At 69.9% G+C, this 21,747-nt stretch carries 19 protein-coding genes; 9 read left to right on the plus strand and 10 right to left on the minus strand.

What is annotated here, in order from left to right:
* Positions 1 to 40 precede the first annotated feature (40 nt).
* A complete protein-coding gene (locus NA8_RS03225) occupies positions 41 to 1,186 on the minus strand; it encodes an LLM class flavin-dependent oxidoreductase (RefSeq protein WP_063048847.1) in 1,146 nt (381 codons plus the stop codon).
* A 255-nt stretch (positions 1,187 to 1,441) separates the two neighbouring features.
* On the opposite strand from NA8_RS03225, the gene NA8_RS03230 reads away from it, so the two are divergent.
* Positions 1,442 to 2,950, plus strand: coding sequence for a flavin-containing monooxygenase (locus tag NA8_RS03230; protein WP_063048848.1), 1,509 nt, complete (start codon positions 1,442 to 1,444; stop codon positions 2,948 to 2,950).
* Between the two features lie 95 nt (positions 2,951 to 3,045).
* Here the strand turns inward: NA8_RS03230 and NA8_RS03235 are convergent, their stop codons facing one another.
* Positions 3,046 to 3,663, minus strand: coding sequence for a TetR/AcrR family transcriptional regulator (locus NA8_RS03235; protein WP_063048849.1), 618 nt, complete (start codon positions 3,661 to 3,663; stop codon positions 3,046 to 3,048).
* A gap of 47 nt (positions 3,664 to 3,710) precedes the next feature.
* Here NA8_RS03235 and NA8_RS03240 point away from each other — a divergent pair, with 47 nt between their 5' ends.
* Positions 3,711 to 6,896, plus strand: a complete 3,186-nt coding sequence (locus NA8_RS03240; protein ID WP_063048850.1) for an acetyl-CoA carboxylase family protein — start codon at positions 3,711 to 3,713, stop codon at positions 6,894 to 6,896.
* Positions 6,897 to 7,068: 172 nt separating this feature from the next.
* On the opposite strand, the gene NA8_RS03245 is transcribed toward NA8_RS03240, so the two are convergent.
* The 3 genes from NA8_RS03245 to NA8_RS03255 all read right to left on the minus strand — a co-directional run bounded on the left by NA8_RS03245 (position 7,069) and on the right by NA8_RS03255 (position 10,427).
* Positions 7,069 to 8,232, minus strand: a complete 1,164-nt coding sequence (locus tag NA8_RS03245) for a serine hydrolase domain-containing protein (RefSeq protein ID WP_063048920.1) — start codon at positions 8,230 to 8,232, stop codon at positions 7,069 to 7,071.
* A gap of 176 nt (positions 8,233 to 8,408) precedes the next feature.
* On the minus strand, positions 8,409 to 9,743 hold the full coding sequence (locus tag NA8_RS03250) for a lipase family protein (RefSeq protein WP_063048851.1): 1,335 nt from the start codon (positions 9,741 to 9,743) through the stop codon (positions 8,409 to 8,411).
* A gap of 153 nt (positions 9,744 to 9,896) precedes the next feature.
* The gene (locus tag NA8_RS03255; protein WP_063048852.1) at positions 9,897 to 10,427 is read right to left on the minus strand and encodes a phenolic acid decarboxylase; all 531 of its coding nucleotides are present in this window, start codon (positions 10,425 to 10,427) and stop codon (positions 9,897 to 9,899) included.
* 109 nt (positions 10,428 to 10,536) lie between these two features.
* On the opposite strand from NA8_RS03255, the gene NA8_RS03260 reads away from it, so the two are divergent.
* From NA8_RS03260 to NA8_RS03290, 7 genes are all read left to right on the plus strand, one after another.
* The gene (locus tag NA8_RS03260) at positions 10,537 to 11,019 is read left to right on the plus strand and encodes a MarR family winged helix-turn-helix transcriptional regulator (RefSeq protein WP_218019391.1); all 483 of its coding nucleotides are present in this window, start codon (positions 10,537 to 10,539) and stop codon (positions 11,017 to 11,019) included.
* Positions 11,020 to 11,212: 193 nt separating this feature from the next.
* Entirely contained in the window at positions 11,213 to 12,781 is a 1,569-nt protein-coding gene (locus NA8_RS03265) for a carboxylesterase/lipase family protein (RefSeq protein ID WP_218019392.1), read from the plus strand.
* A 131-nt stretch (positions 12,782 to 12,912) separates the two neighbouring features.
* Entirely contained in the window at positions 12,913 to 13,557 is a 645-nt protein-coding gene (locus tag NA8_RS03270; protein ID WP_063048854.1) for a pentapeptide repeat-containing protein, read from the plus strand.
* A 164-nt stretch (positions 13,558 to 13,721) separates the two neighbouring features.
* Positions 13,722 to 14,762, plus strand: a complete 1,041-nt coding sequence (locus NA8_RS03275; RefSeq protein WP_063048855.1) for an AraC family transcriptional regulator — start codon at positions 13,722 to 13,724, stop codon at positions 14,760 to 14,762.
* Between the two features lie 286 nt (positions 14,763 to 15,048).
* Positions 15,049 to 16,086: a PP2C family protein-serine/threonine phosphatase gene (locus tag NA8_RS03280; protein ID WP_063048856.1), complete on the plus strand. Its 1,038-nt coding sequence runs from the start codon at positions 15,049 to 15,051 to the stop codon at positions 16,084 to 16,086.
* Between the two features lie 35 nt (positions 16,087 to 16,121).
* The gene (locus tag NA8_RS03285; protein WP_063048857.1) at positions 16,122 to 16,982 is read left to right on the plus strand and encodes an SDR family oxidoreductase; all 861 of its coding nucleotides are present in this window, start codon (positions 16,122 to 16,124) and stop codon (positions 16,980 to 16,982) included.
* A gap of 52 nt (positions 16,983 to 17,034) precedes the next feature.
* Positions 17,035 to 17,634, plus strand: coding sequence for an AAA family ATPase (locus tag NA8_RS03290; protein WP_157106501.1), 600 nt, complete (start codon positions 17,035 to 17,037; stop codon positions 17,632 to 17,634).
* On the opposite strand, the gene NA8_RS03295 is transcribed toward NA8_RS03290, so the two are convergent.
* From NA8_RS03295 to NA8_RS03315, 5 genes are all read right to left on the minus strand, one after another.
* A complete protein-coding gene (locus NA8_RS03295) occupies positions 17,600 to 19,105 on the minus strand; it encodes an FAD-dependent oxidoreductase (RefSeq protein ID WP_063048858.1) in 1,506 nt (501 codons plus the stop codon). The two genes, NA8_RS03290 and NA8_RS03295, sit on opposite strands and share 35 nt — an antisense overlap.
* Before the next feature lie 52 nt (positions 19,106 to 19,157).
* Positions 19,158 to 20,093, minus strand: a complete 936-nt coding sequence (locus tag NA8_RS03300) for a glycosyltransferase family 9 protein (protein WP_218019394.1) — start codon at positions 20,091 to 20,093, stop codon at positions 19,158 to 19,160.
* Between the two features lie 304 nt (positions 20,094 to 20,397).
* Positions 20,398 to 20,715 carry a hypothetical protein gene (locus tag NA8_RS03305; RefSeq protein ID WP_063048860.1) on the minus strand — a complete coding sequence of 106 codons (318 nt, stop codon included), beginning with the start codon at positions 20,713 to 20,715 and terminating at the stop codon, positions 20,398 to 20,400.
* Positions 20,712 to 21,170 carry a hypothetical protein gene (locus tag NA8_RS03310; RefSeq protein ID WP_063048861.1) on the minus strand — a complete coding sequence of 153 codons (459 nt, stop codon included), beginning with the start codon at positions 21,168 to 21,170 and terminating at the stop codon, positions 20,712 to 20,714. Before NA8_RS03310 ends, NA8_RS03305 begins: the two co-directional genes overlap by 4 nt.
* A gap of 62 nt (positions 21,171 to 21,232) precedes the next feature.
* The gene (locus NA8_RS03315; protein WP_063048862.1) at positions 21,233 to 21,574 is read right to left on the minus strand and encodes a hypothetical protein; all 342 of its coding nucleotides are present in this window, start codon (positions 21,572 to 21,574) and stop codon (positions 21,233 to 21,235) included.
* Positions 21,575 to 21,747 lie beyond the last annotated feature (173 nt).

Genomic DNA, 21,747 nt, shown 5'->3' on the forward strand with positions numbered 1-21,747 from the left:
CGCCGCGCGGCCCCGCCTGGGAATAACTGGGGTGTTGCGCTCAGCTACCGGAGGACGCGGCGAAGGGCGTGGCGGCGGCGACGCGGGCGGTGCGGTGCGGATGCCGCCACAAGCCCTCGCGTTCCAGGATCGGGAGCACGCCTTCACCGAACCAGTACGCCTCTTCGAGGTGGGGGTAGCCGGAGAGGATGAAGTGCTTGATGCCGAGCCGCGCGTATTCGGCCAGCCGATCGGCGACTTCGGCGTGCGAGCCGACCAGGGCGGTGCCGGCGCCACCGCGGACCAGGCCGACTCCCGCCCAGAGGTTGGGCGCGATCTCCAGCCGCTCGGTGCTGCCGCCGTGCAGTTCCGACATGCGCCGCTGGCCCTCGGATTCGCTGCGCGCCAGATTGGCCTGCACCCGCTCGATGTCGGCGGGGTCGATGCCGGCCAGCAGGCGGTCGGCCTCGTCCCACGCCTGCTCGGAGGTGTCGCGGCTGATCACGTGGACGCGCAGGCCATAGTCCAGGACGCGTCCGTGATCCACCGCCAGACCGCGGATCCACTCCAGCTTCCTGCTCACCGCGGGCAGCGGCTCGCCCCAGGTCAGATAGGCGTCGCTGTAACGGGCCGCGATCGGGCCCGCCGGTTCGGAGGAACCGCCGAAGAACACCGGCGGCACCGGATCGGGCCGGTTGCTCAGCAACGCCTGGTGGACCCGGATGTGCTCACCGTCGAACGTCACGGGCTCGGTGGAGGTCCACAGTTCCCGCACCACGTGCAGGAATTCGCCGGTGCGGGCGTAGCGCTGGGTCTTGTCCAGGAAGTCGCCGTAGGCCCGCTGCTCGTGTGGCTCGCCGCCGGTCACCACGTTGAGCAGCAGCCTTCCCCGGGAGTGCCGCTGGAAGGTGGCCGCCATCTGCGCCGCGAGCGTCGGGCTGACCAGGCCGGGGCGGAAGGCCACCAGGAACTTCAGCGTCTCGGTGGTGTCGACCATCATCGCGGTGGTCAGCCAGGCGTCCTCGCACCACGCGCCGGTGGGGGTGAGCACGGCCTCGAAGCCGTTGTCCTCGGCCGCGGCGCCGATCTGGTTCAGATACCGCAGGTCGGCCGGGCGGTCACCGGACATGAAAGTGCCGTGCCCGCCCGCGACCAGTCCACGGGAATCGCCGTAGGTGGGGAGGAACCAGTGGAACGACAGACTCATGTGAGCCAACTTCCTTCGGGAGACCGCGGCCGAGCCGGTAACGGGCAGATCGAGGCGGTGCGCGTGGTGGGCGCCGCAGTGATCCATGCTGGGCGCTCGCCCGGCCCGGGTCACGGTTTGGAACCAGCCCGGTTTTAATCCCGGGGTCCGCACTTGTCACGATTCGTGACTAGACGTAACCATGAATAACACGTAATCTGGCTTCAGCACGCACCCTCGGGTGTGCGAGGCGGAGCGGACGAAACGAGTACCTCAATGACGCGGCATGTCGACGTATTGATCATCGGCGCTGGGCTGTCCGGAATCGGCATGGCCTGCCATCTCACCAGGGAGCGGACCGGACGCAGTTACGCGATCCTGGAGCGCCGGACGGCCATCGGCGGCACATGGGACCTGTTCCGCTATCCGGGCATTCGCTCCGATTCCGACATGTACACCTTCGGCTACGGCTTCCGTCCGTGGAACGGCACCAAGGTGCTCGCCGACGGTCCGCACATCCGGCAATACATCGAGGAGACCGCCGCCGAGTACGGCGTCGCCGAGCACATCCGGTTCGGGCGGAAGGTGACCACCGCGCGCTGGTCCGGCGAGACGGCCACCTGGACGGTCGAGGCGCTCGATGAGCAGACCGGCGAGACCGAGGTCTTCACCAGTAGCTTCCTGGTCGGCTGCACCGGCTACTACGACTACGACAATGGTTACCGACCGACCTTCCCCGGCGAGGAGAACTTCGGCGGGCAGATCGTGCACCCGCAGCACTGGCCCGACGATCTCGACTACACCGGTAAGCGGGTTGTCGTGATCGGCTCCGGCGCCACGGCGATCACCCTGATCCCGGCGATGAGCGACGCGGCCGCGCACGTCACCATGTTGCAGCGCTCACCGACCTACATCACCGCGCTACCCGCCGACGACCCGGTCGCGGTGGGGATGAAAGCCGCCAAGGTGCCCGAGAAGCTCGCTTACCGGATCGGGCGGGCGCGCAACATCGCCTTGCAACGCGCGAGCTTCCAACTCTCCCGCACCAACCCGGAGGCGGCCAAGAAGCTGCTGCTGGCCGCCGTGCGGATACAGGTCGGCCCGGGTATCGACATGCGGCATTTCACCCCGAGCTACAACCCGTGGGACCAGCGGCTGTGCGTGGTGCCCAACGGCGACCTGTTCAAGGCGCTGCGCAGCGGCAAGGCGTCCATCGTCACCGACCGCATCGAGACCTTCACCGAGACCGGCATCCGCCTGGTCTCCGGCGAGGAACTGCCCGCCGACCTGGTGATCAGCGCCACCGGCCTGAGCGTGCAGATGCTGGGCGGTATGAGCCTGGAAGTAGACGGCGAGCCGGTGGTCACCCGTGACCGGGTGGTCTACAAGGGCGCCATGCTCGACGGCGTGCCGAACGCGGTGATGGTGCTCGGCTACACCAACGCGTCCTGGACGCTGAAGGCGGACTTGGCCGCCGAGTACTTCTGCCGCGTGCTCAACCACATGAAGAACAATGGTTTCACCCGGGTCGAGGCCGTCGCCACCGACCGTGACCGGGGCGTCGATTCGGTGATGGGCGGGGCGCTGACCTCCGGCTACATCCAGCGCGGCGACGCGGTGATGCCGCGTCAGGGCACCAACGGTCCGTGGCAAGTGATCAACAACTACTTCCGCGACCGCAAGCTGCTGCGCAAGGGCGCGCTCGAGGACGGGGTGCTGACCTTCGGCCGGGCCGAGCAGACGCCGACCGCCGCGCGCCCGCTGGAAGGCACGCGCAGCGCCTGAGCGCCGCCGCGGTGGGCACGGTCTGGTCATCCGTGCGGCATCCTTCGCCGGCGCTGCCGTCGGGCAGCGAGTCGACTCTCGCGCGTCGTCGTCGCCTACAGACCCAGCAGGGTTTCGGCGACTCTACCCATGGCGGCGCAATACTCGGCGCGGCCGGTCTCGTCGGCGGTCCGTCGGGCGAGGATGCCCGCGGTGAGGGTGTAGCCGATGGTCTCCGCGATCACCCGCGGGGCCGCAACCGGCGCGATGCGGCCCGCGTCGAGCTGACGCTGGAGATACCGGGTGAAGCGGCGGATCGGGCGCTCGGTGATCTCCTCGGCCAGCGTGCCCACCTTCGGGTCCACCGCCCCGCGCTCGTCGATCAGGCGCACCAAGGGCCCGGCCGTGGCGACCGCCGTGGCGAAGGATTCGATGGTGGCGCGCAACATCGTTCGCGGATCGTCGTCCTCGATGCCCGGCTCCTGGGCGGCGAGGAAGTCGTCGCGAACCCGTTCGGCGAGCGCGAGGAAGATCTCCTCTTTCGAGGCGAAGTAGACGTACATCGTCGCGCGGGAGACGCCCGCCGCCGCGGTGATCGCGGCGACCGTGGTGTTGTCGTAGCCGCGTTCGGCGAACACCCGGGCCGCGGCGTCGAGCAGGGCGCGGTGCCGGGAGGTGTGCGAGCGCTCGCGCGCAGCGCGCACCGACCAGGTGGACTGGGTCACACCGGTCATCGTGCCCCATATTGACGTTGACGTCAATGTCAACGAGACTGAGCGGCATGCAGGTCGTTGTGGTCAACAGGGGAGAAGTAGCGGTTCGCGTCTTGCGCACCGCCAGGGAACAGGGCTGGCGGACCGTGGCGGTGCACACCGCCGAGGAACAAGACGCGCTGCATGTCCGGTTGGCCGACGACGCCGTGCCGTTGCCGGGCGCCGCAGCCGCCGCCTACCTCGACGTGACGGCGGTCGTCGCCGCGGCCAGGAAGGCGGGGCCGGGAGCGCTGGTGCACCCGGGCTACGGATTTCTCAGCGAGAGCGCGGAATTCGCGCGCGCGTGCGCGGCGGCGGACCTCGTGTTCGTCGGTCCGTCGCCCGAAGCGCTCGAGGTCTTCGGCGACAAGACCGCGGCGCGCGGGGCGGCCGAGCGCGCGGGTGTCCCGGTGATCCCGGCGACAGTGCGCGGCGCGGACATCGCCGCGGTCGAGACCCTGCTCGCCGCGCATCCCGACGGCGTGATGGTGAAGGCCGCCGCGGGGGGTGGAGGCCGTGGTATGCGCGCCGTCCGGGATGCGGCTCACCTTCCGGAGGTGATCGAACGCTGCCGTGCGGAGGCTCTGGCCGGATTCGGCGACTCCGGGATCTACGCGGAGGCGCTGGTCACCGGCGCACGCCACATCGAAGTCCAGATCGTCGCCGACGGCCGCGGCGCGGCGGCCGTCGGCGATCGCGATTGCAGCGTGCAGCGCAGGCAGCAGAAACTGCTCGAGGTGGCGCCTGCGCCCGAACTTTCCGCCACGGTGCGCGAGCGATTGCACGGCTGGGCTGTCCGGATCGCCGAATCCGTCGGTTGCCGCGGGGTTCTCACCGTCGAGTTCCTCGTGCGCGGCGACGAGGCATGGTTTCTCGAGGTCAACCCGCGATTGCAGGTCGAGCACACCGTCACCGAAGCGGTCATGGGGATCGACCTGGTCGCGATGCAATGCGATCTGGCCCGCGGCGCCGCGCTGGCCGATCTCGCGCTGCCCGCTCCCGCTGCCGCACGCGGCTTCGCGGTACAGGCACGCCTGAACGCCGAGACCGTCACCTCGGGCGGCGACGTGCTGCCCGGCGCGGGCACGCTGACCCGGTTCGCGCCCCCGACCGGTGCCGCGGTGCGGGTCGACACCGCCGCGTTCGCCGGGATGCGGCAGGACGCGCGCTTCGACTCTCTGCTGGCGAAGATCGTCGCGAGTGGTCCGTCCTATCCGGCCGCACTGCGCCGGTGCGCGGACGCCCTCGCCGAGACCGTCGTGACCGGAGTGGACACCAATCTCGCCGTGCTGCGCGCGGTCCTGGCGGAGTTGTCGCGGGGCCGCGTCGTCTCGACCACGTGGTTCGAGCAGCACGTCGGCGAATTGGTACGGCGCGCTGAGGATTTCGCTCTCGCCTTGCCCGCCGCGCCGGTCGCAGAGCCGGTCGCGGCGGCCGAGGTGACGCCGGCCGGTGACGAGCAAGCGGTGCGTTCGCCGATGGGCGGCACGGTGGTCGCGCTCCCGGAGCCCGGCGCCGTCGTCGCGGCGGGCGGCGAGGTCGCGGTACTGGAAGCGATGAAGATGCAGCACGTGGTGCGCGCCGAACGGGACTTGCGCGTGTGCCGTCACGTCGTCGCGCTCGGGGCCGTCGTCGATCCGCATGCGCCGCTGCTGACCTTCGTCGCCGCCGACTACGACGGCGCGGCCGTGGAGCACGGTGCGGTCGACCTGGATTCGGTGCGCGCCGATCTTGCCGAAGTCCACGCTCGCCACCGCGCCGTCCTCGACGAATCCCGCCCGGAAGCGGTCGCGAAACGCCATCGACTCGGGCGGCGCACCGCCCGGGAGAACATCGCCGACCTGGTCGATGCGGACAGCTTCGTGGAATACGGCGCGCTCGCGGTCGCCGCGCAGCGCTTGCGTCGCAGCCAGGAGGACCTGATCGCGAACACGCCCGCCGACGGGCTGGTCGCGGGCGTCGCCACGGTCGGCGCCGAGCGATTCGGCCCCGATCGCTCCCGCGTGGTGGTGCTGTCCTACGACTACACGGTACTGGCGGGCACCCAGGGGATGCGCAACCACGTCAAGACCGACCGCATGCTGGAACTCGCTCGTGAGCAACGGCTTCCGGTGATCTTCTGCACCGAGGGCGGTGGCGGCAGGCCAGGCGATACCGACTACCCCGGCATCTCCGGCCTGGACGTCACCACCTTCCGCGCGATGGGTGCGCTCTCCGGGCGCGTGCCGCTGATCGGGATCGTGTCCGGACGCTGCTTCGCGGGCAACGCGGCCCTGCTAGGCATGTGCGACGTCGTGATAGCCACCCCCGACGCGAATATCGGCATGGGCGGTCCGGCCATGATCGAGGGCGGCGGACTGGGTGTGTACGCACCGGAGGACATCGGGCCGGTCGAGGTGCAGTGCCGCAACGGCGTCGTGCACATCGTCGCCGCCGACGAGGCCGAGGCGGTCGCCGCCGCACGTCGCTATCTCGCCTACTTCCAAGGCGACACCGAGGACTGGACCGCGCCGGATCCGCGCCTGGCGCGGCATGTGGTCCCGGAGAATCGCCTGCGCGCGTTCGACATCCGCGCCGCCATCGAAGCCGTCGCGGACGTCGGGTCGGTGCTGGAGTTGCGGCGCGATTGGGCGGTCGGGATCGTCACCGCGTTGATCCGGGTCGAGGGACGGCCCTTCGGGTTGATCGCCAACAACTGCCACCATCACGGCGGGGCGATCGACGCTCCCGCCGCGGACAAGCTCGCCATGTTCCTGCGCTTGTGCGACGCGCACGGCCTGCCGATCGTCTCCTTGTGCGACACACCGGGTTTCATGGTGGGCCCGGACGCGGAGAAGGACGCCACGGTGACGAAGTTCAGCCGCCTGTTCATCGACTCCGCCGCGCTCTCGGTGCCGCTGGGCACCGTCATCGTCCGCAAGGGTTACGGTCTGGGCGCTCAGGCCATGGCGGCCGGCTCGTTCCGTGCGCCCCGGTTCGTCGTCGCGTGGCCGACCGGGGAGATCGGCGGCATGGGCCTCGAGGGCGCGGTCCGCCTCGGGTTCGCCAAGGAACTGGCCGCGATCGATGATCCGGTCGAACGTCAGGAGGCTTTCGACAATCTGGTCCAGCTCGCCTACGCCAACGGTAAGGCACTCACCGCGGCCACCGTGCTCGAGGTCGACGACGTCATCGACCCCGCCGACACCCGCCGCTGGCTGCGCACATTGCGCTGATGTGCGGCGAACGTAACGGATAGCGCCGCGCTCGGGGTCTGTCGACGTGCGCGCCGTCGTGCGCTGAGCAGGTGTCTCGGCGGCCACGCCGGACCCGGCATTCACCACCGCGCCGCGGCGGGCGCCCTGGGCTCATCGGCCGGGCCGGCCGCTCGGCGACGGTGCGGAGCCGTCAGCGCACCCCGTTCAGCGCGTCGACCAGGTTGCGGGCGCGCAGGTCCAGCGCGCCTTCGACGATGTGGTTGGTGACATAGGCGAAGGCGAGGCGGCGATCGGGGTCGGCGAAGGCGAGACTGCCGCCACGGCCCGGATGGCCGAACGAAGCGCCGCCGCCGAGCGGCAGCTCCGGGGTGGGCAGCATGTACCCGGAGGCGTACCGGCCGGGCAGCATCAGCACCCGATCGGTGCCCGCCACCTGCTCGCGAGTGGCCGCCGCGACTGTCTCGTCGGTGAGCAGGCGCCGGCCATTGACCTCGCCGACGAGCGCCGCATACAGCCGGGCCAGGCCGCGGGCGGTGCCGATGCCGTTGCTCGCGGGCAGCTCCGCGGCCTGGACCGCCGGGGAATCGAAGTCGATGTCGGCGGGGTCGGTGATCTGGAAGGCCCGATTGACCAGCGCCTGCGGGTCGCGCATCGCGGCGAGCAGTGGCCGCAGTGACTCGGGAACGTTCTCCTCGGGCACCTCGGACAGATCGGGTGCCGGAGCGAACACCAATCGGCTCACCCGGTGCTGTGCCGCCGGCGGTAGCCCGATGAAGAAGTCGATATCGAGTGGACCCGCGATCTCCTCGGCCAGGAACCGGCCCGGCGTACGGCCGGACACGCGGCGGATCACTTCCCCGATCAGCCAGCCGTAGGTGCGCCCGTGGTAGCCGAACGCGGTACCGGGCTGCCAGTTCGGCGCCTGCGCGGCCAGCGCCTCGACCATCGGCGTCCAGGCCAGGGCATCGTCCAACGGAACGGGCTTGTCCAGCGCCGCCACGCCCGCTCGGTGCGTGAGCAGCCACCGTACCGGGATGCCGGCCTTGCCCCCCGCCGCGAACTCCGGCCAGTAGCGCGCGACGGGAGCGTCGAGGTCGAGTTCGCCCCGCTGCGCCAGCAGGTGCGCGATCGTCGCGACGACGCCTTTCGTCGCCGAGTAGACCAACTGCAGCGTGTCGCGCTGCCACGGCCGCCCGGCGCCGGGATCGGCCGATCCGCCCCACAGATCGACCACCGGCTGCCCGTCCCGGTACACGCAGACCGCGGCGCCGACCTCGCCGTGTCCGGTGAAGTTCGCCGCGAACGCCTCCCGCACGGCCTGGTAGCCGGCGGCGACGGTTCCTTCAACTGTCATGCGGCACAGCATGTCACGACGCGGCCGAGCGAACACCCGCCCGATCTCGTGGCGAACCGCTGCCGACGCCCTCCGACCATGCCCCGGCCACCGCTCGGAATCGATCCTTGTGTCCGGTCACCCGCTCGGCGAAAGTTCGGGGTATCGCCGACGACCGGCCTACGGCGGTCGGCCGGTTATGCGGCGATGGCGCGATCAGTGTGCCGCCGCGGCCCGCGGCCTGCGGTCAGGGGCCGGCCGAACGCGACGCGCAGTGCTGTCACAGCCATCTCGAGCAAGCCGCGCACTCCAGGCGTCATGGTCGCGACGGAACGTACCGTGCGGGTGCCTGCGGGCGGCAGCTGGTCGCCTGCGAATCGGTCGGCAAGCCATCGCAGGCTGATCGGCGTCGAGAGTGGCAGGAGTGTGAAGTGGTCGCTGCACCGGTCGCGCAGGTAGGTGACGTGCACACCCACGCGGCGGTAACTGTCGACTTGTGCGTCGATTCCCGCGATGTGGACGATCTTGTCGCGCACGGGCTGAACGACCAGCAGCGGGCACCGGGGAGCGGATCCGCCCAGGCGCAGATCGTCCAGCATGCCCTGCAGTTCCGGCTCGGCCATGATTTGTTCCAAGGGTTTGTGCAGGTAGTCGTCGAATTTCTGGTTGGCCAGCCGCAGCAGCGCGGCGATGGGCGGCAGCCTCCGCGCGCGATCCAGTAGGCGGTGGCCTTCGGGAGTGAGGTTGGCCTCGATGACGCGGTCGAGGATCGGGTACAGCGGCCGGAGCGCGGCGATGACGATGGCGGGGAAGCCGGCGTAGCGGCCGCCGTTGAGCCGGATGAACACCTGCCCGGGATCGCCGACGGGTGAGCCGAGGACGGCGCCCACGATGTCGAGTTCGGGGGCATAGGTCGGCGCCATCTCGACGAGCCAGGAGCTGGCCATGCCGCCACCGGAGTAACCCCAGACGCCGATCATGGTGTCCGCGTGCAGATGCAGTGGCCCGAACTGCAGGGCGGCCCGGATGCCGTCCAAGGCGCGGTAGCCGGGCTCGCGGGGAGCGCCGAAATTGCCTGCGCGGCCACCGTGGTCGGCGATGCTCACCGCCCAGCCGCGTCGCAGGGCGCCGGCGACCAGCAACCATTCCGCCTGCGTGATGGACCCGCGGGCACGGGCGCCGCGCTGCAGGACATAGGAGGGGTCGCAGCGCTCGGTGACGGCATCGATCGCCGATTGGAACGCCAGCAACGGCCGGTCGGGATCGGGTACGGCCCCCGCGGGCAGGAGCACGGTCGTGACCGCGGCCTCCGCCCGGCCGTGCAGATCGCTACTGCGATACAGCAGTTGCCATGCCGAAACCTTTTGCGGCACAACCGCGAACAGTGCCACCTCGACGGGACGGCTCCGCACGATCGCGCCCGGCCTGTGCGCGGCCAGATCGGCCGGTGGTCGGTAGAAGGGATCCTGCGAGGGTAGGAGCGGGTTGTGCTCGGCCTTCCGCCGACCATCGATATTCGAACGCCTTGTCATCACAACCTCTTGCTTCTTCCGTCGGAGGATCGACGAAGCCAGGCGCTCGGCGACGGCGCGATCGGTGGAGCACACCGTATGCCCCGAGCGAGCAGGCGTTTCCCCGCGCCGGCTGCCGGAATCGGCGTGGACGACGGTTGCTTGCGTTCGGCATCAGTTGACTCGGTCTGCGTATCCGGGCGGCAACTCGTCCGGTGCGCAGGCGATGACGGTGTCGTCGTTCTCGCCTACATGTTCATACCACGTGATGGTGGCGAGCTCGCTGACCACATCGATCGGGTAGGTCGGGCCCTGGTCGCGATAGGAGGCCATCCGGTCGAGGAATTCGTTTTGGAACAGCACTGTTCGCTCGGGGTGCTCGTGTACCCAGCGCGGGAAGAAGATGACCCCGTGCAGAAGTCGCTGCGGGGGCAGGATGTCCACGGCGACGCACGTGCCGGTCGGTTCGGTCCAGGAGACCTTGAAGTGGTCGGTAGTGATGCGGACGGCGTCGACATGCTGATCTTTGACCCAGCGTCCACCGACCATGCCCGAGTGGATGCGGTAGTCGATGGTGTGGCTGTTTTTCACGTACATCTCGTACCGCCAACCATTGTCGTAGCGGTAGATGAACCGGTGGCCCACCAGCCCGGCCAATTCGGCCATCGGCGGCTCGTTGTCCTCGGTGCGACGTGGGACGCTCATCGGATGGCTCCTGTGCGGGATGGCCGGGGCGGCGTGCGCCCGGTGCGGCTAATGCTTTTGTTACAAAAATAATGGCGAGTACCGTCCACCGCAAGTGCACAATGAGTCCGTGGATGCCATCACCGTCCGGGCTCGAGCGACGCCGGAGCCCGATGTCGAGGCTCGGCTCAGCGCCCTGCTGGGGCCGCTGCGGCGTGCGGTGCTCAACCGCACGCGCGCCGCCGAGGGGTTGCCGGACTTGCCGGAACCTCAGATCGAATTGCTGCGATTGCTGGTGGCCACCGGCGGCGTGACGCCCACCCGTGCCGCGAGCGAACTCCGAATGGCGCCCTCGACGATCAGCAACCTGGTCAAGGCGATGGCCGAGGCGGAGTTGGTCGATCGCACGCCGCTGCCTTCCGACCGGCGCGGCGCGATGCTGGTGGCCTCGCTGCGGGCGCGGCATTTGCTCGATCGGTATGACCAGGCCAGCGCCGCGATGCTGCGCGAAGCCCTCGGGTCCCTTCCCGCCTCCGACCGTACGTCGATCGAATCCGCCCTGCCCGCGCTGCAGCGGTTGCTGACCATCCTGGCGAGTGGTCCCGACATCTAGTAGCGGCCCGCGATCTGATTCGTCCAATTCCTCCCGTCCGCGACGAGACCCCTGTAACTTGCTTTTGTCACAAAAGCAAATTTCCAGGTCGGTGCGGCGATGCGTCAGGCGCTGACCCCAGGTGTGCAGGAGTGTTCTCATGCCGGTCGACGTCGGAATATCTCAGCGTATGCGCCCGCTACGGTGGTTGGTCGTGGTCGTGGTCCTGGTCATCGGGGCGTTCGGCTTGCCCGCTGCCGGGCCGGCAGGCGCCGACGAGGGGCCGGCTACGAGTGTTTCCGGTGGGATGATCCGGGGTGCGCGCGTCAACGGGGTGGTCCAGTATCTGGGCGTTCCGTTCGCGGCCTCCACCGGGGGTGTCAACCGTTTCGCGCCGCCGCGGCCCGCCCCGTCATGGACGGGTGTCCGCGCGGCCACCGCGCATGGTCCGCAGTGCCCACAATCATCTCCGTTGCCGTGGGCCCCAGCGCTGCAGCCCTCGAGCGAGGACTGCCTCGCCATCGACGTCTACGTGCCGGAACATCCTGCCGGAACCGAACTTCCGATCATGGTGTGGTTCTACGGCGGCGCATTCGTCCTCGGTTCCAACGCCCAGTACGACTCACCCGCCCGGCTCGTGCGGGATGGCCAGGTCATCGTCGCGGTACCCAACTACCGACTCGGCCCGTTCGGTTTCCTGGCGCTGCCCGAACTCGCTGCGGCCGAAGGCGGGGTGACCGGAACCTACGGCACCCTCGACCAGCAAGCAGCACTGCGCTGGATCCGCGACAACGCCGCGGCCTTCGGTGGAAACCCGCACAACCTCACCTTGTTCGGCGAATCCGCGGGCGGCATGAGCGTCTGCACGCAACTGGCCTCACCGACCGCCCGCGGTCTCTACGCCAAAGCCATCATCGAAAGCGGTTCCTGCGCACGCAGCCCCCTCGCACCCGCCTCGAAAGAACAGGCTTATCAGCGATCAGCCGAATACGCCGCCGGTCTCGGCTGCGCCGAAGCCGCGACTCGCCTGGCGTGCCTGCGCGCGCTACCGGCCGACCGGATGCTGGATTCGCCCACGACGACTCTGCACACGATGGCCGTCACCTGGACCCCGGTGCGCGACGACGTCGTCGTCGCCACCTCGCCGGAGAACGCCTTGGCCGACGGGGCCGTGCGCGATATTCCGCTCGTCGTCGGCAGCAACGCCGACGAAGGGGCGACCTTCCTCGCGCTGCTCGACTTCGCTCGCGCCACCGTGCCGGGCTCGGCGGACTACGTGAGTTGGGCGCGGGAAATCTTCACCGGCAACGCCGATCGCGTTCTGCAGCGATACCCCGTCTCCGCCTTCCCGAGCCCGGTCGAGGCCAAGCAGCACGTGATCACCGACGGTTTCTTCGCTTGTCCAGCGTTGTTCACGACCCGAGCCGCTCGTCGCGGCGGCGCTCAGGTGTGGCAATACCAGTTCAACGATGCGCCCCTGGGCCGCAACCCGATCCTGCCCGGAGCATTTCACGGTGCCGAAGTGCCTTACGTCTTCTCCGGATTGCTGGGCGTGCCCATCCCGCTGCCACCTGCGGCGGACCGTCTCTCCCAGCGGATCCAGCAGAGCTGGGCACAATTCGCGCACACCGGGAACCCGGAAACGCCGGCCTTCACCCCGTGGCCGTCGGCCTCGGACACGACCCGAACCCTCGAACTCGGCAGCGACGACATCACCGTCGCGGACTCCTTCGCCCGACAACATCACTGCGACCTCTGGTCGGACATCGGCCACATCGGCTAGCGGCACGTTCGGTCACCGCGTGAGCGCACCTCCGGCCGGCAGCGCACGACCGGTCGGATCGGCGGCGAACTTGTCGTGGGTCACCGGAATACTCGGCGCCGACCGATCATCGTGACGAACTGGAGGAGTGCATGGCGCGCGAACTCGACGACCTGCCTTACGCGCGGTACCTCACGGCCCCGGACGGCGACCTCGAGGCGGAAGGCGACTACGACTGCGTCCGGCTGGACGGCGGTGAGCTCGACGATCCCGATGTGCGGCACGCGCGGTTCAACGAGTCGGCGTTCACGTCGATCACCTTCACCAGGGGAAGTCTGCGCTACAGCCGGTTCACCGATGTGTGGCTGCGTCACGTCCGCTGGGTGGGCACCGAACTGGCCGACACGGGATGGCTCGACGGGGAGGTGGTGTCGGGCGCGATGTCCGGCGTCGATTTCGCGGGCGCGAACCTGCGGCGGGTGCGGTTCGAAGGCTGCAAGTTCGACTCGGTCAACTTCCGCGGCGCCCACTTGCGCGAGGTGTCCTTCGTCGACTGTGTACTGCGCGACTGCGACTTCGCCGAGGCCGCGCTCACCGACGTCACGGTGCCCGGCTCGGCGCTCGTCCGGCTGTCGTTGCGCAAGACGCGGCTGGCGAAAGTGGATCTGCGCGGTGCGACCGCCCTCGAGTTCACCGAGGGGCTCGACAGCCTGCGTGGAGCGACGGTCACCGGTCTGCAGCTGATCGACCTGGCGCCCGCTTTCGCGCGTTCCATCGGCATCACCGTGCGGGATTGAGCGCGTGCGAGCACCGGACCGCTGTTCGGGCGACGAAAAATGACGAAAAATACAGTGCGCCAGCGGGTGGCGCACCAGCATTTCGGCGAACCACCGATGCGTGCGACACCCGATTGATACATTGCGCCGATACCGCGTAGTACCGCTCATCGAGGATGCGAGCCATGGTCGATCCGGATTCTCTCCGCAGTGCCGCGGGCGTGCGCGCTCTCGTACACATCGCCGGTGAGCGGGGCATGGCGCCTGCCGAGTGCCTGGCCGGTACGGCGTTGGGGCCCGCCGAGCTGGACGATCCCGCCGCCGAGATCACCGCGCACGACGAACTGCGGGTAGTGCGCGCGGTGCTCGGTCGCTTCGGTGACGAGCCCGGGCTCGGCCTCGCGGCCGCGGTCCGGCACCGGCTGCGGTCGCGCGGGCCGTGGGGGCTCGCGCTGCTGGGCAGCCGGACGCTGCGCGAGCTGATCGAAGTGGGGTTGTGCTGCGTCGGTCGTACGGTGCCGTTCGGGCGATTGACCGTCGAGGAAGCCGGCGGCGAAGCGCGGCTGGTGTTCGAGGACTCGACCATTCCGCCCGGGATGCGGGCATTCTTCGCCGAGGCGAGCCTGGCCGGATTGCCCGCCTTCGATCGTGAGCTGTTCTCCGTCGGTGTGCCGGTACGGCAGGTCAGTTTCCGGCATGCTTTTCCGCGCGACATCAGGCGGTATCGCGACATCTTCGGCGTCGCGCCGATATTCGGCGCGCCGGTGAGCGCGGTGGTCTTCGACCGCGGTGTGCTGGACCGGCCGTTGCCTCCGGCGAACGACGCCGCGCGGGACAATTGCGGGCAACTGTGCCGCGATCTGCTCGACCGGTACCGGACGCGCACCGGCGTCGCGGGGTCGGTACGCGACCGCCTGGTCCGCACTCCGGGTGAGATCCCCGATCAGTCGACGGTCGCGCTCGGGCTGTATATGAGCTCGCGGACGCTGTCTCGGCGGCTGCACGAGGAAGGCACGTCGTTCCGGGCACTGCTGGACGAGGTGCGCCGGACCATGTCAGAGGTGCTGCTCGCGCACACCGATATGACCACCGAACAGGTCGCCGCACGGCTCGGCTACGCGGAGGCGGCCTCCTTCATACGCGCCTTCCGCCGCTGGCAGGGCTGTCCTCCGCAGACGTTCCGCTCGCGGGGGCGGCGCTCGCATCGCGCGCCCGAGTTGGTCTGAGCTTCAGCGGCCCCCGCCGGGCCGGCTATCCGGTGGAGTAGGCGGTGGCGCGCGGGCGCGGGCAGACCGTCGGCTATCGTGCCGCCCGGCAGCGGGCGGTCGCTCCAGCACTGGGACGGAAGCCCGCGTCGCTCCCGTACTATCGCGATCGGAGTCGGCCTGCCGGGGAGATGAAGGAGGACGGTGTGGGAGTTCGCACCAGCAACGAGCCACTGTGGTTACGGTTGGGCCAACGACTTCCGGAGCATGCCGGGTCCGCGGCATCGTCGGCCGGGGGAGCGAAACGATGACCGATGAAGGTGCCGACCTACGCTGCGCGGGATGCTCGGCTGTCGGATTGGACAGCAGGCGGTGCCCGTCCTGTGGTCTGGAACTCGGTTACCGGTACGTCGCGCTGCCCGGTGACGATCCGACGCCGTGCGTCGATTGCGGGGGAGACCGCTTCGACGCGGAGGGGCGCTGCGCGCAATGCGGCCGGGCGCGCACGGCGCCGGATCGCTTCGACGCCGATCTCGGCGCGGTCGCGGTGCTCACCGATCGAGGCATCGTCCATGCGCGCAACGAGGACGCCGTCGCGGCCGGGGTGCTCGAAAGTGTCGCGCCCGCAGCGGCCGCATCCGTCGTGATCGCGGTCAGTGACGGAGTGTCGACCTCGTCGCGCCCGCAGGTGGCTTCGGGTGCGGCGGTCCGCTCCGGCGTCGGGGCCACCGCCGCCGCGCTCGCCACCGGAGCGCCCGCGGCGGAGGCGATCATGGCCGGATTGACGGCCGCGGTGCAGGCGGTCCGCGACGTCGATGTTCCCGACGGCCCCGCGCCCTCGTGCACCTACGTGTCCGCCGTCGTCGCCCACCACGGCACGGAAACCGAGATCACAGTGGCCAATGTCGGTGACAGCCGCGCCTATTGGTTGCCTACCGACCGAGACGGCCGACCGGCCGACGAGCAGGCCCAACGGTTGACCGTCGACGACTCGTGGGCTCAGGCGCTGGTCGACGCGGGCGCGATGGACGAGCGTGCGGCGATGGCCGATCCCCGGGCGCACACGTTGATCCGCTGGCTGGGCGCGGACAGCCCGCCGAAGCCGTGGGCGGACAACTGCGTACGGACGGTCCGTGTCTCGGGGCCCGGCCTGCTGTTGCTGTGCTCCGACGGAATGTGGAACTACGCTCCCTCCCCGTCCGCGCTGGCCGAGCAGGTGGCGGGCGCGTCGCCCGCGGCGGCGGCCCGCGCGCTGGCGGAGTTCGCGTTGCGCTGCGGCGGCGGGGACAACATCACGGTCGCGCTGGCGCCTGTTCCGTGGGAGAGCCGTCCGGCCGTTCCATAGACAGCAATGTTCATGGTTGCGTATGGTCGTCCACTATGACGAAGTTCGCCGGCAAAATCTGCCTGATCACCGGGGCGGCCAGTGGTCTCGGTCGCAGCGCGGCGCTCGCGGCGGCGGCCAAGGGCGCCGCGCTCGTGCTGACCGATATCGCCACGGAGGGGCTGGCGCGGACCGCCGCGGACGCGCGCGCCGCCGGTGCGACCGTGCACCTGGCCGAGACGGCCGATGTCAGTGACTACGATCAGGTCGTCGCGCTGGCGGCGCGGGTGCACGAGGCGGTGGGCAGCGTCGACATCGTCATGAACGTGGCGGGCATCGCCACCTGGGGCACCGTCGACCGGCTGACGCACAGCCAATGGCGGCGCACCATCGACATCGACCTGATGGGCCCGATCCACGTGATCGAAGCGTTCGTCCCGCCGATGATCGCGGCCGGGCGCGGCGGCCACCTGGTGAACGTGTCGTCGGCGGCGGGGTTGTTCGGCCTGCCCTGGCATGCGCCGTACAGCGCGAGCAAGTTCGGCCTGCGCGGGGTGTCGGAGGTGCTGCGCTTCGACCTGGCGCGCCACCGCATCGGCGTGAGCCTGGTGTGTCCGGGTGCGATGGCGACACCCATGGTGGACAGCGTCGATATCGCGGGTGTCGATCGCACGGCCGAAGCGGTGCAGCGGGGAATGGCGCTGTTCATGCGGCACGCGGTGACGCCGGAAGCGGCGGCGCGGTCGATCGTGCGCGGCGTCGAGCGCAACCGCTACCTGGTCTTCACCTCACCCGACATTCGGGTGGGCTTCTGGGCGCAGCGCTACTTCCCGCCCGGATACAACGTCGCGATGCGCGGGTTGAACTGGGCGATGAACCGCTATGTCGAACAGAAGGCAGCCGCCGCCGCCAACTGAACACGGCAGGGCGCCCGCCGACGGTCGGGCCGGATTCGCCATGATCGTCGTCATGACATCGGCTGTCTATCTGATCACCGGGATCCAGGCGGCGGGCAAATCCACCGTGGCCCAGGCATTGGCCGAACGGCTGCCGCGCTCGGCGCACGTGCGAGGCGACGTGTTCCGCCGCTTCGTCGTGCGCGGGCGGGTGGAGATGAGCGCCGATCCATCGCCCGAGGCGCTGGCCCAGCTGCGGTTGCGCTACCGCCTCGCCGCCGCTACCGCCGACGCCTATGCCGAATCCGGGCTCACGACCGTCCTGCAAGACGTCGTGCTCGGCGACTTCCTGCCCTGGCTGGCGGATCTCATCGTCACGCGCCCGCTCTATGTCGTGGTGCTCGCGCCGCGCCCGGAGGTGGTCGCCGCGCGGGAGGCCGGGCGGGGCAAGGTCGCCTACGACGAATTCACCGTGGCGGAGCTGGACACGCTGCTGCGCGAGAGCACGCCCCGGATCGGACTCTGGCTGGACACCTCGGAGTCGACGGTCGAGCAGACGGTCGACCGAATCCTGACCGAGGCCAGGCCGCTGACGGACCGACGCGGGGCGTTCGATCCGGATCCGGCGGACCGTCCGCTCAGGGGGTGTCCCGCGGCACGCGCAGGGGAGTGAGCGAACTGGTGGCCGGTCCTTCGATCAGCGTGCCGTCCGCGGCGAAACGCGACCCGTGCAGCGGGCAGTCCCAGGTGCGTTCGGCGTCGTTCCAGTTGACGATGCCGTACAGGTGCGGGCACACCGCCGAGACCCGGTTGGTGACGCCGTCCACCGTGCACACGGCGGTCGGGTGCAGGCCCTCGCGCAGTACCGTGCCGCAGCCTTCGTCCGGAGCGGCGCCGTCGTGGTGGGTCGCGACCCGCAGCCAGCCCGCGGAGAGTTTCTGTGCCACAGCACTGTTGATCTTCGTGGCCGCCGGTAGCGCCTTGAGTTCGTCCGGGCGCCAGCTCGCCAGGGCGCCCGCCCACCGGGGCGGCGTGCCGGTGAGCCGTCCGGCCAGCGCGATGGCCGCGGCCACACCATTGGTCAGACCCCATTTGGCGTAGCCGGTGGCCAGCTGTATGTCGTTCTGACCGGGCAGCACCGGACCCACGTAGGGAAGTTCACCGATGGGGGAGTAGTCCTGAGCGGACCATCGGTGCGTCGGTTCGGCGCCGGGGAACCAGGTTCGCGCCCAGCTCACCAGATCCTCCACTTTCTCGCGGGTCGATCCGCCGCGGCCGACGACATGGCCGTTGCCGCCGACCAGCAGGAGCTCACCGTCCGGTCCCTGCGCGCGACGCAGGGACCTGGTCGGGCTGCCGGCGCTGATGTACATGTCGCGCGGAGCGGGCCGCTCCAGGCGGAGGGCCGTCAGATAGGAGCGCTGCGGAGTCAGACGGGCGAAGAACCCGCCGCGATCGAGGATCGGCGTCCCGGTGGCCAGCACCACCCGGCGTGCGCCGAGGTCACCGTGCTCGGTGGAGACGACGAGTTCGCCGCGGGCGCCGTGGTGCACGCCGCGAACCGAGGTGGATTCGTAGATCGGCGCGCCGTGCGACTCCACGTCGGCCGCGAGCGCCGCCAGCAGCGCCATCGGGTCGAGTTGTGCCTGATCGGCCAGGCGGACCGCGCCGTGCGCGGGGAAGGGGGTATCCAGCTCGAAGAGTAGTTCAGTGGGCAGACCGGCCTTCTGCGTCGCGGCGTATTCCGCTCGCACGGCGGACATCTCGTCCTCGGTCTGCGCGTAGGTCAACGCCGCGGCCCGCTCGACGGTGACGTCGTGGGCGGCGCAGAAACGCAGCAGCCATTCCTGGCCTTCGCGGTTGGCCGCCACGTAGTCGCGCAGGACGTCATCGGAGTGGTGCTTGGCGATCTGCTGGGCACGGGTCCCCTGTAGCAGGCTGACTTTCCCGGTGGTCGCGCCGGTCGTTCCCGCACCGACGCGCTTGCCCTCGACCACGGCCACCTCGACGCCGTTCTCGACGAGCAGCAGTGCGGTCACCAGTCCGGTGAGCCCGCCGCCGATCACCACCGTGTCGAAGTGCGATCCCGGCGTCAACCGCAACCGCGCCGGAACCTGCGCGCCGTGCAACCATAGGGACGTCATAAGCCCGAGATAGCCGGTCTCGGCGGCCTGAAACGCCCGCGTCGCTTCCTCGTCACACCCGGACCTGACTGCTGAGCTGCCGATCCGCCGCGGCGAGCACCTCGGCGGCGCTGATCATCGCCAACCCGGGCGCCGGCGCGTCCGACCGGGGATCGCCGACGTGTCCGGCCCACAAGGCGACATGGGCCATCCGTTCCGGCGGCGGTCCCCACACCGCGGGCGAATCCGGGCCGAAGACGAGCACCGACGGCGTGCCGAACGCCGTAGCCAGATGCCCCACACCGGTGTCACCACTGAGTACGAGGGCGGCGTCGGCCACCGTGACGGCCAGCTGCCGCAGTGTGAGTTCGCCTGCCAGCACGCTGGTTTCGGGCAATCCGGCTGCTTCGGCCACGGCGCGCGCGAGCGGACGGTCGGCAGCGCTGCCGACGATACGCACCGGATACCCCCACTCGCGCAGGCCGGCCGACACCGTCGCGAACCGCTCGGCGGGCCAGCGCCGAGCAGGCGCTCCGCCTGGATAGACGACGATCCAGCGGCGCTCACCGGTGCTCTCCGGCGGCGGTGTGAGGTCGAGCCGCGCCGGGTCGGCCGCGATACCCGCCCATTCCAGCAGTCGGCACCACCGCACGGTCTCGTGCAGGCCAGGGTCGCACAGCGAACCCGGCAACTGCGGAAAGTCCTTGTGCCGGAAAGTGATCGTCTGGCCGGGATCGGTCGCCAGCAGCGCGCGTATGCTGTCGGCCCCGGCGTCGTGCAGATTGACCGCGAAGGCAGGCGGCGGAGCGTTCCAGCGCAGTCCGCCCGCCATCGGGGTCGCATGGAGTTCGTCGACGCAATCGGCCAGTTCTACGACGGGACGCAGCCATCCCGGCGCGGCGAGTACGAGCCGGTGTCGGGGGCGGACGTCGTGCAAGGCGCGCAGCGCGGGAACCGCGGTCAGCAGCTCCCGCAACCCGTGCGCGCGCAGCGCGAGCAACACAGTCACGGAAAAAGCCTCCACTTCGGCGCGAAGGGCACGGCCCCGCCGCCCGGGCCGACGTCGTCGGCGGCCCGGGGCGGGTGTGCCACATAGCTTCGAGTCGTTCGAGAAAAGGCCGGGAAACGGGGCTCGAAGCCCACCGCCGGTGTACGGACCTCGACGCCGTTGTCGAGGGGGGAACGCACGGATGACGGTGGTACTCCCGAGGAGGTCGGCACCTGGACACCCACGCGGGAGCGGCATTCGGAAATCGGACGAGCGGTCCTTGCTACATCCGGAGATGCCCGATCTGCCTGATTCGAAACCCTCGCTATTTCGGCACGAAGATGCCGGTGAGGTCGGCCTTGCGGATCGGAGTATCCGGATTGGCCTGTGCCGCGCACATCAGCTTGATCGCCGCGATCGAGGCATCGACGGTCCTGGCGTCGGGCGTGCCATCACCTTCGCGTTCCTGCTCGAGGAACTTCTCGGTGGTGATGCGCTGCTTGTCGCTGTCCTGGGCGACGAATTCGTTGCACGGCGTGTCACCGCCCTTGTTCACGATCTTCTCCGGCTCGTCGCCGCATCCGCCTGCGCAGAGTGCCAGCGCGGCGAGCGCGGCGATTCCCATGCGGCCCGCGGCGCTCATCGGCCGAACCCCGCCAGAGCCGAGGCCAGGTCGGGCACGTCCAGCGCCTGCACCGCCTGCTCGCGGACATCGGGGCAATTCTGCGTGGTGATGGCGTCGATCGTGCCCCGGTCGGTGACGACCACGTCGTTGAGACCGCCGTTGCGGGCGGCCCAGTTGTGCACTGTGCCGTTGAACGTCACTTTGGCGACCGTCGCGCCCTGGCCACGCCAGGTGTCGATGTCGGCGCGCATCATGTCGCACAGCTGCTCGGCCGCCGCCGGGGTGATCTCGTCGGTATTCGGCACCTGCGAGCTGGACGGCCCCGGCATGGTGATCGAGACGGTCGCGGGTGCGGGCGTGTCCGCGGCCGGATCACCGTCGTCGGCCGAACACGCCGTGAGCACCGAGCCCGCCGCCAGCGCGCCCATGAGCAGCGCGAAGCGGCCCAAGGGCCGGTTGGGCTGGTTTGTCATTCTTTCTTTCTCCTGAATGTCGAAGCCGCGTCTTCCGGGCGGCGTCACGGGCGGGCTGGCGATCAGTGCCCGGCGGCGTCGCGCAGCCGCTTGCCTTCTCGCGCCTTGATCCGGCGATGTTCGGCGATGATCACGAGGACGCCCGCGATGAGGCACACGCCGCAGACGACACCCGCGATCACCGCCCAGCCCGCGAATCCGTACCCGGCGGCGGTGAGCGTGAGCGCCATGGCCACGATGCCTATCGCGACCAGGATGATGCCCGGCCAGTTACGGGTGTCCTCGATGGATTCACCGGCGTGTGTGCGGTTGGTGCGGGTGTCGTCGGGAAACGTGTGGGTCCGGGGTGCGTGCTGCTCTCCGGCGCCGGATCCCGCGTTCGGCTCGTTCGGTGCTGGCAGCATCGGATGTCCTTTCTGCTGAGCGGCAACGTCTTCGGTGCACGGACGGCCCACGGCTCGAGCGTTCGAGCCGGGCCCGTCCGGAGCGGCCGTACCGGTCGGATGCCCGCGTTAACGGATCCGAAACGGGGGTACGACGTCAGCGAGCAGCCCGATTCGGGCCGCTCTTACCGGTA

The organism is Nocardia arthritidis NBRC 100137 (genome assembly GCF_001612765.1).
In the GTDB taxonomy this organism is placed as follows: Bacteria; Actinomycetota; Actinomycetes; order Mycobacteriales; family Mycobacteriaceae; genus Nocardia; species Nocardia arthritidis.

Bases quoted from the DNA above. Each gene is read 5' to 3' on its own strand.
- NA8_RS03240 (WP_063048850.1), top strand. From the start codon at position 3,711: ATGCAGGTCGTTGTGGTCAACAGGGGAGAAGTAGCGGTTCGCGTCTTG.
- NA8_RS03270 (WP_063048854.1), top strand. From the start codon at position 12,913: ATGGCGCGCGAACTCGACGACCTGCCTTACGCGCGGTACCTCACGGCC.
- NA8_RS03280 (WP_063048856.1), top strand. From the start codon at position 15,049: ATGACCGATGAAGGTGCCGACCTACGCTGCGCGGGATGCTCGGCTGTC.
- NA8_RS03295 (WP_063048858.1), bottom strand. From the start codon at position 19,105: ATGACGTCCCTATGGTTGCACGGCGCGCAGGTTCCGGCGCGGTTGCGG.
- NA8_RS03310 (WP_063048861.1), bottom strand. From the start codon at position 21,170: ATGACAAACCAGCCCAACCGGCCCTTGGGCCGCTTCGCGCTGCTCATG.
- NA8_RS03315 (WP_063048862.1), bottom strand. From the start codon at position 21,574: ATGCTGCCAGCACCGAACGAGCCGAACGCGGGATCCGGCGCCGGAGAG.
- NA8_RS03285 (WP_063048857.1), top strand. From the start codon at position 16,122: ATGACGAAGTTCGCCGGCAAAATCTGCCTGATCACCGGGGCGGCCAGT.
- NA8_RS03275 (WP_063048855.1), top strand. From the start codon at position 13,722: ATGGTCGATCCGGATTCTCTCCGCAGTGCCGCGGGCGTGCGCGCTCTC.
- NA8_RS03235 (WP_063048849.1), bottom strand. From the start codon at position 3,663: ATGACCGGTGTGACCCAGTCCACCTGGTCGGTGCGCGCTGCGCGCGAG.
- NA8_RS03230 (WP_063048848.1), top strand. From the start codon at position 1,442: ATGACGCGGCATGTCGACGTATTGATCATCGGCGCTGGGCTGTCCGGA.
- NA8_RS03255 (WP_063048852.1), bottom strand. From the start codon at position 10,427: ATGAGCGTCCCACGTCGCACCGAGGACAACGAGCCGCCGATGGCCGAA.
- NA8_RS03305 (WP_063048860.1), bottom strand. From the start codon at position 20,715: ATGAGCGCCGCGGGCCGCATGGGAATCGCCGCGCTCGCCGCGCTGGCA.
- NA8_RS03225 (WP_063048847.1), bottom strand. From the start codon at position 1,186: ATGAGTCTGTCGTTCCACTGGTTCCTCCCCACCTACGGCGATTCCCGT.
- NA8_RS03250 (WP_063048851.1), bottom strand. From the start codon at position 9,743: ATGACAAGGCGTTCGAATATCGATGGTCGGCGGAAGGCCGAGCACAAC.
- NA8_RS03245 (WP_063048920.1), bottom strand. From the start codon at position 8,232: ATGACAGTTGAAGGAACCGTCGCCGCCGGCTACCAGGCCGTGCGGGAG.
- NA8_RS03290 (WP_157106501.1), top strand. From the start codon at position 17,035: ATGACATCGGCTGTCTATCTGATCACCGGGATCCAGGCGGCGGGCAAA.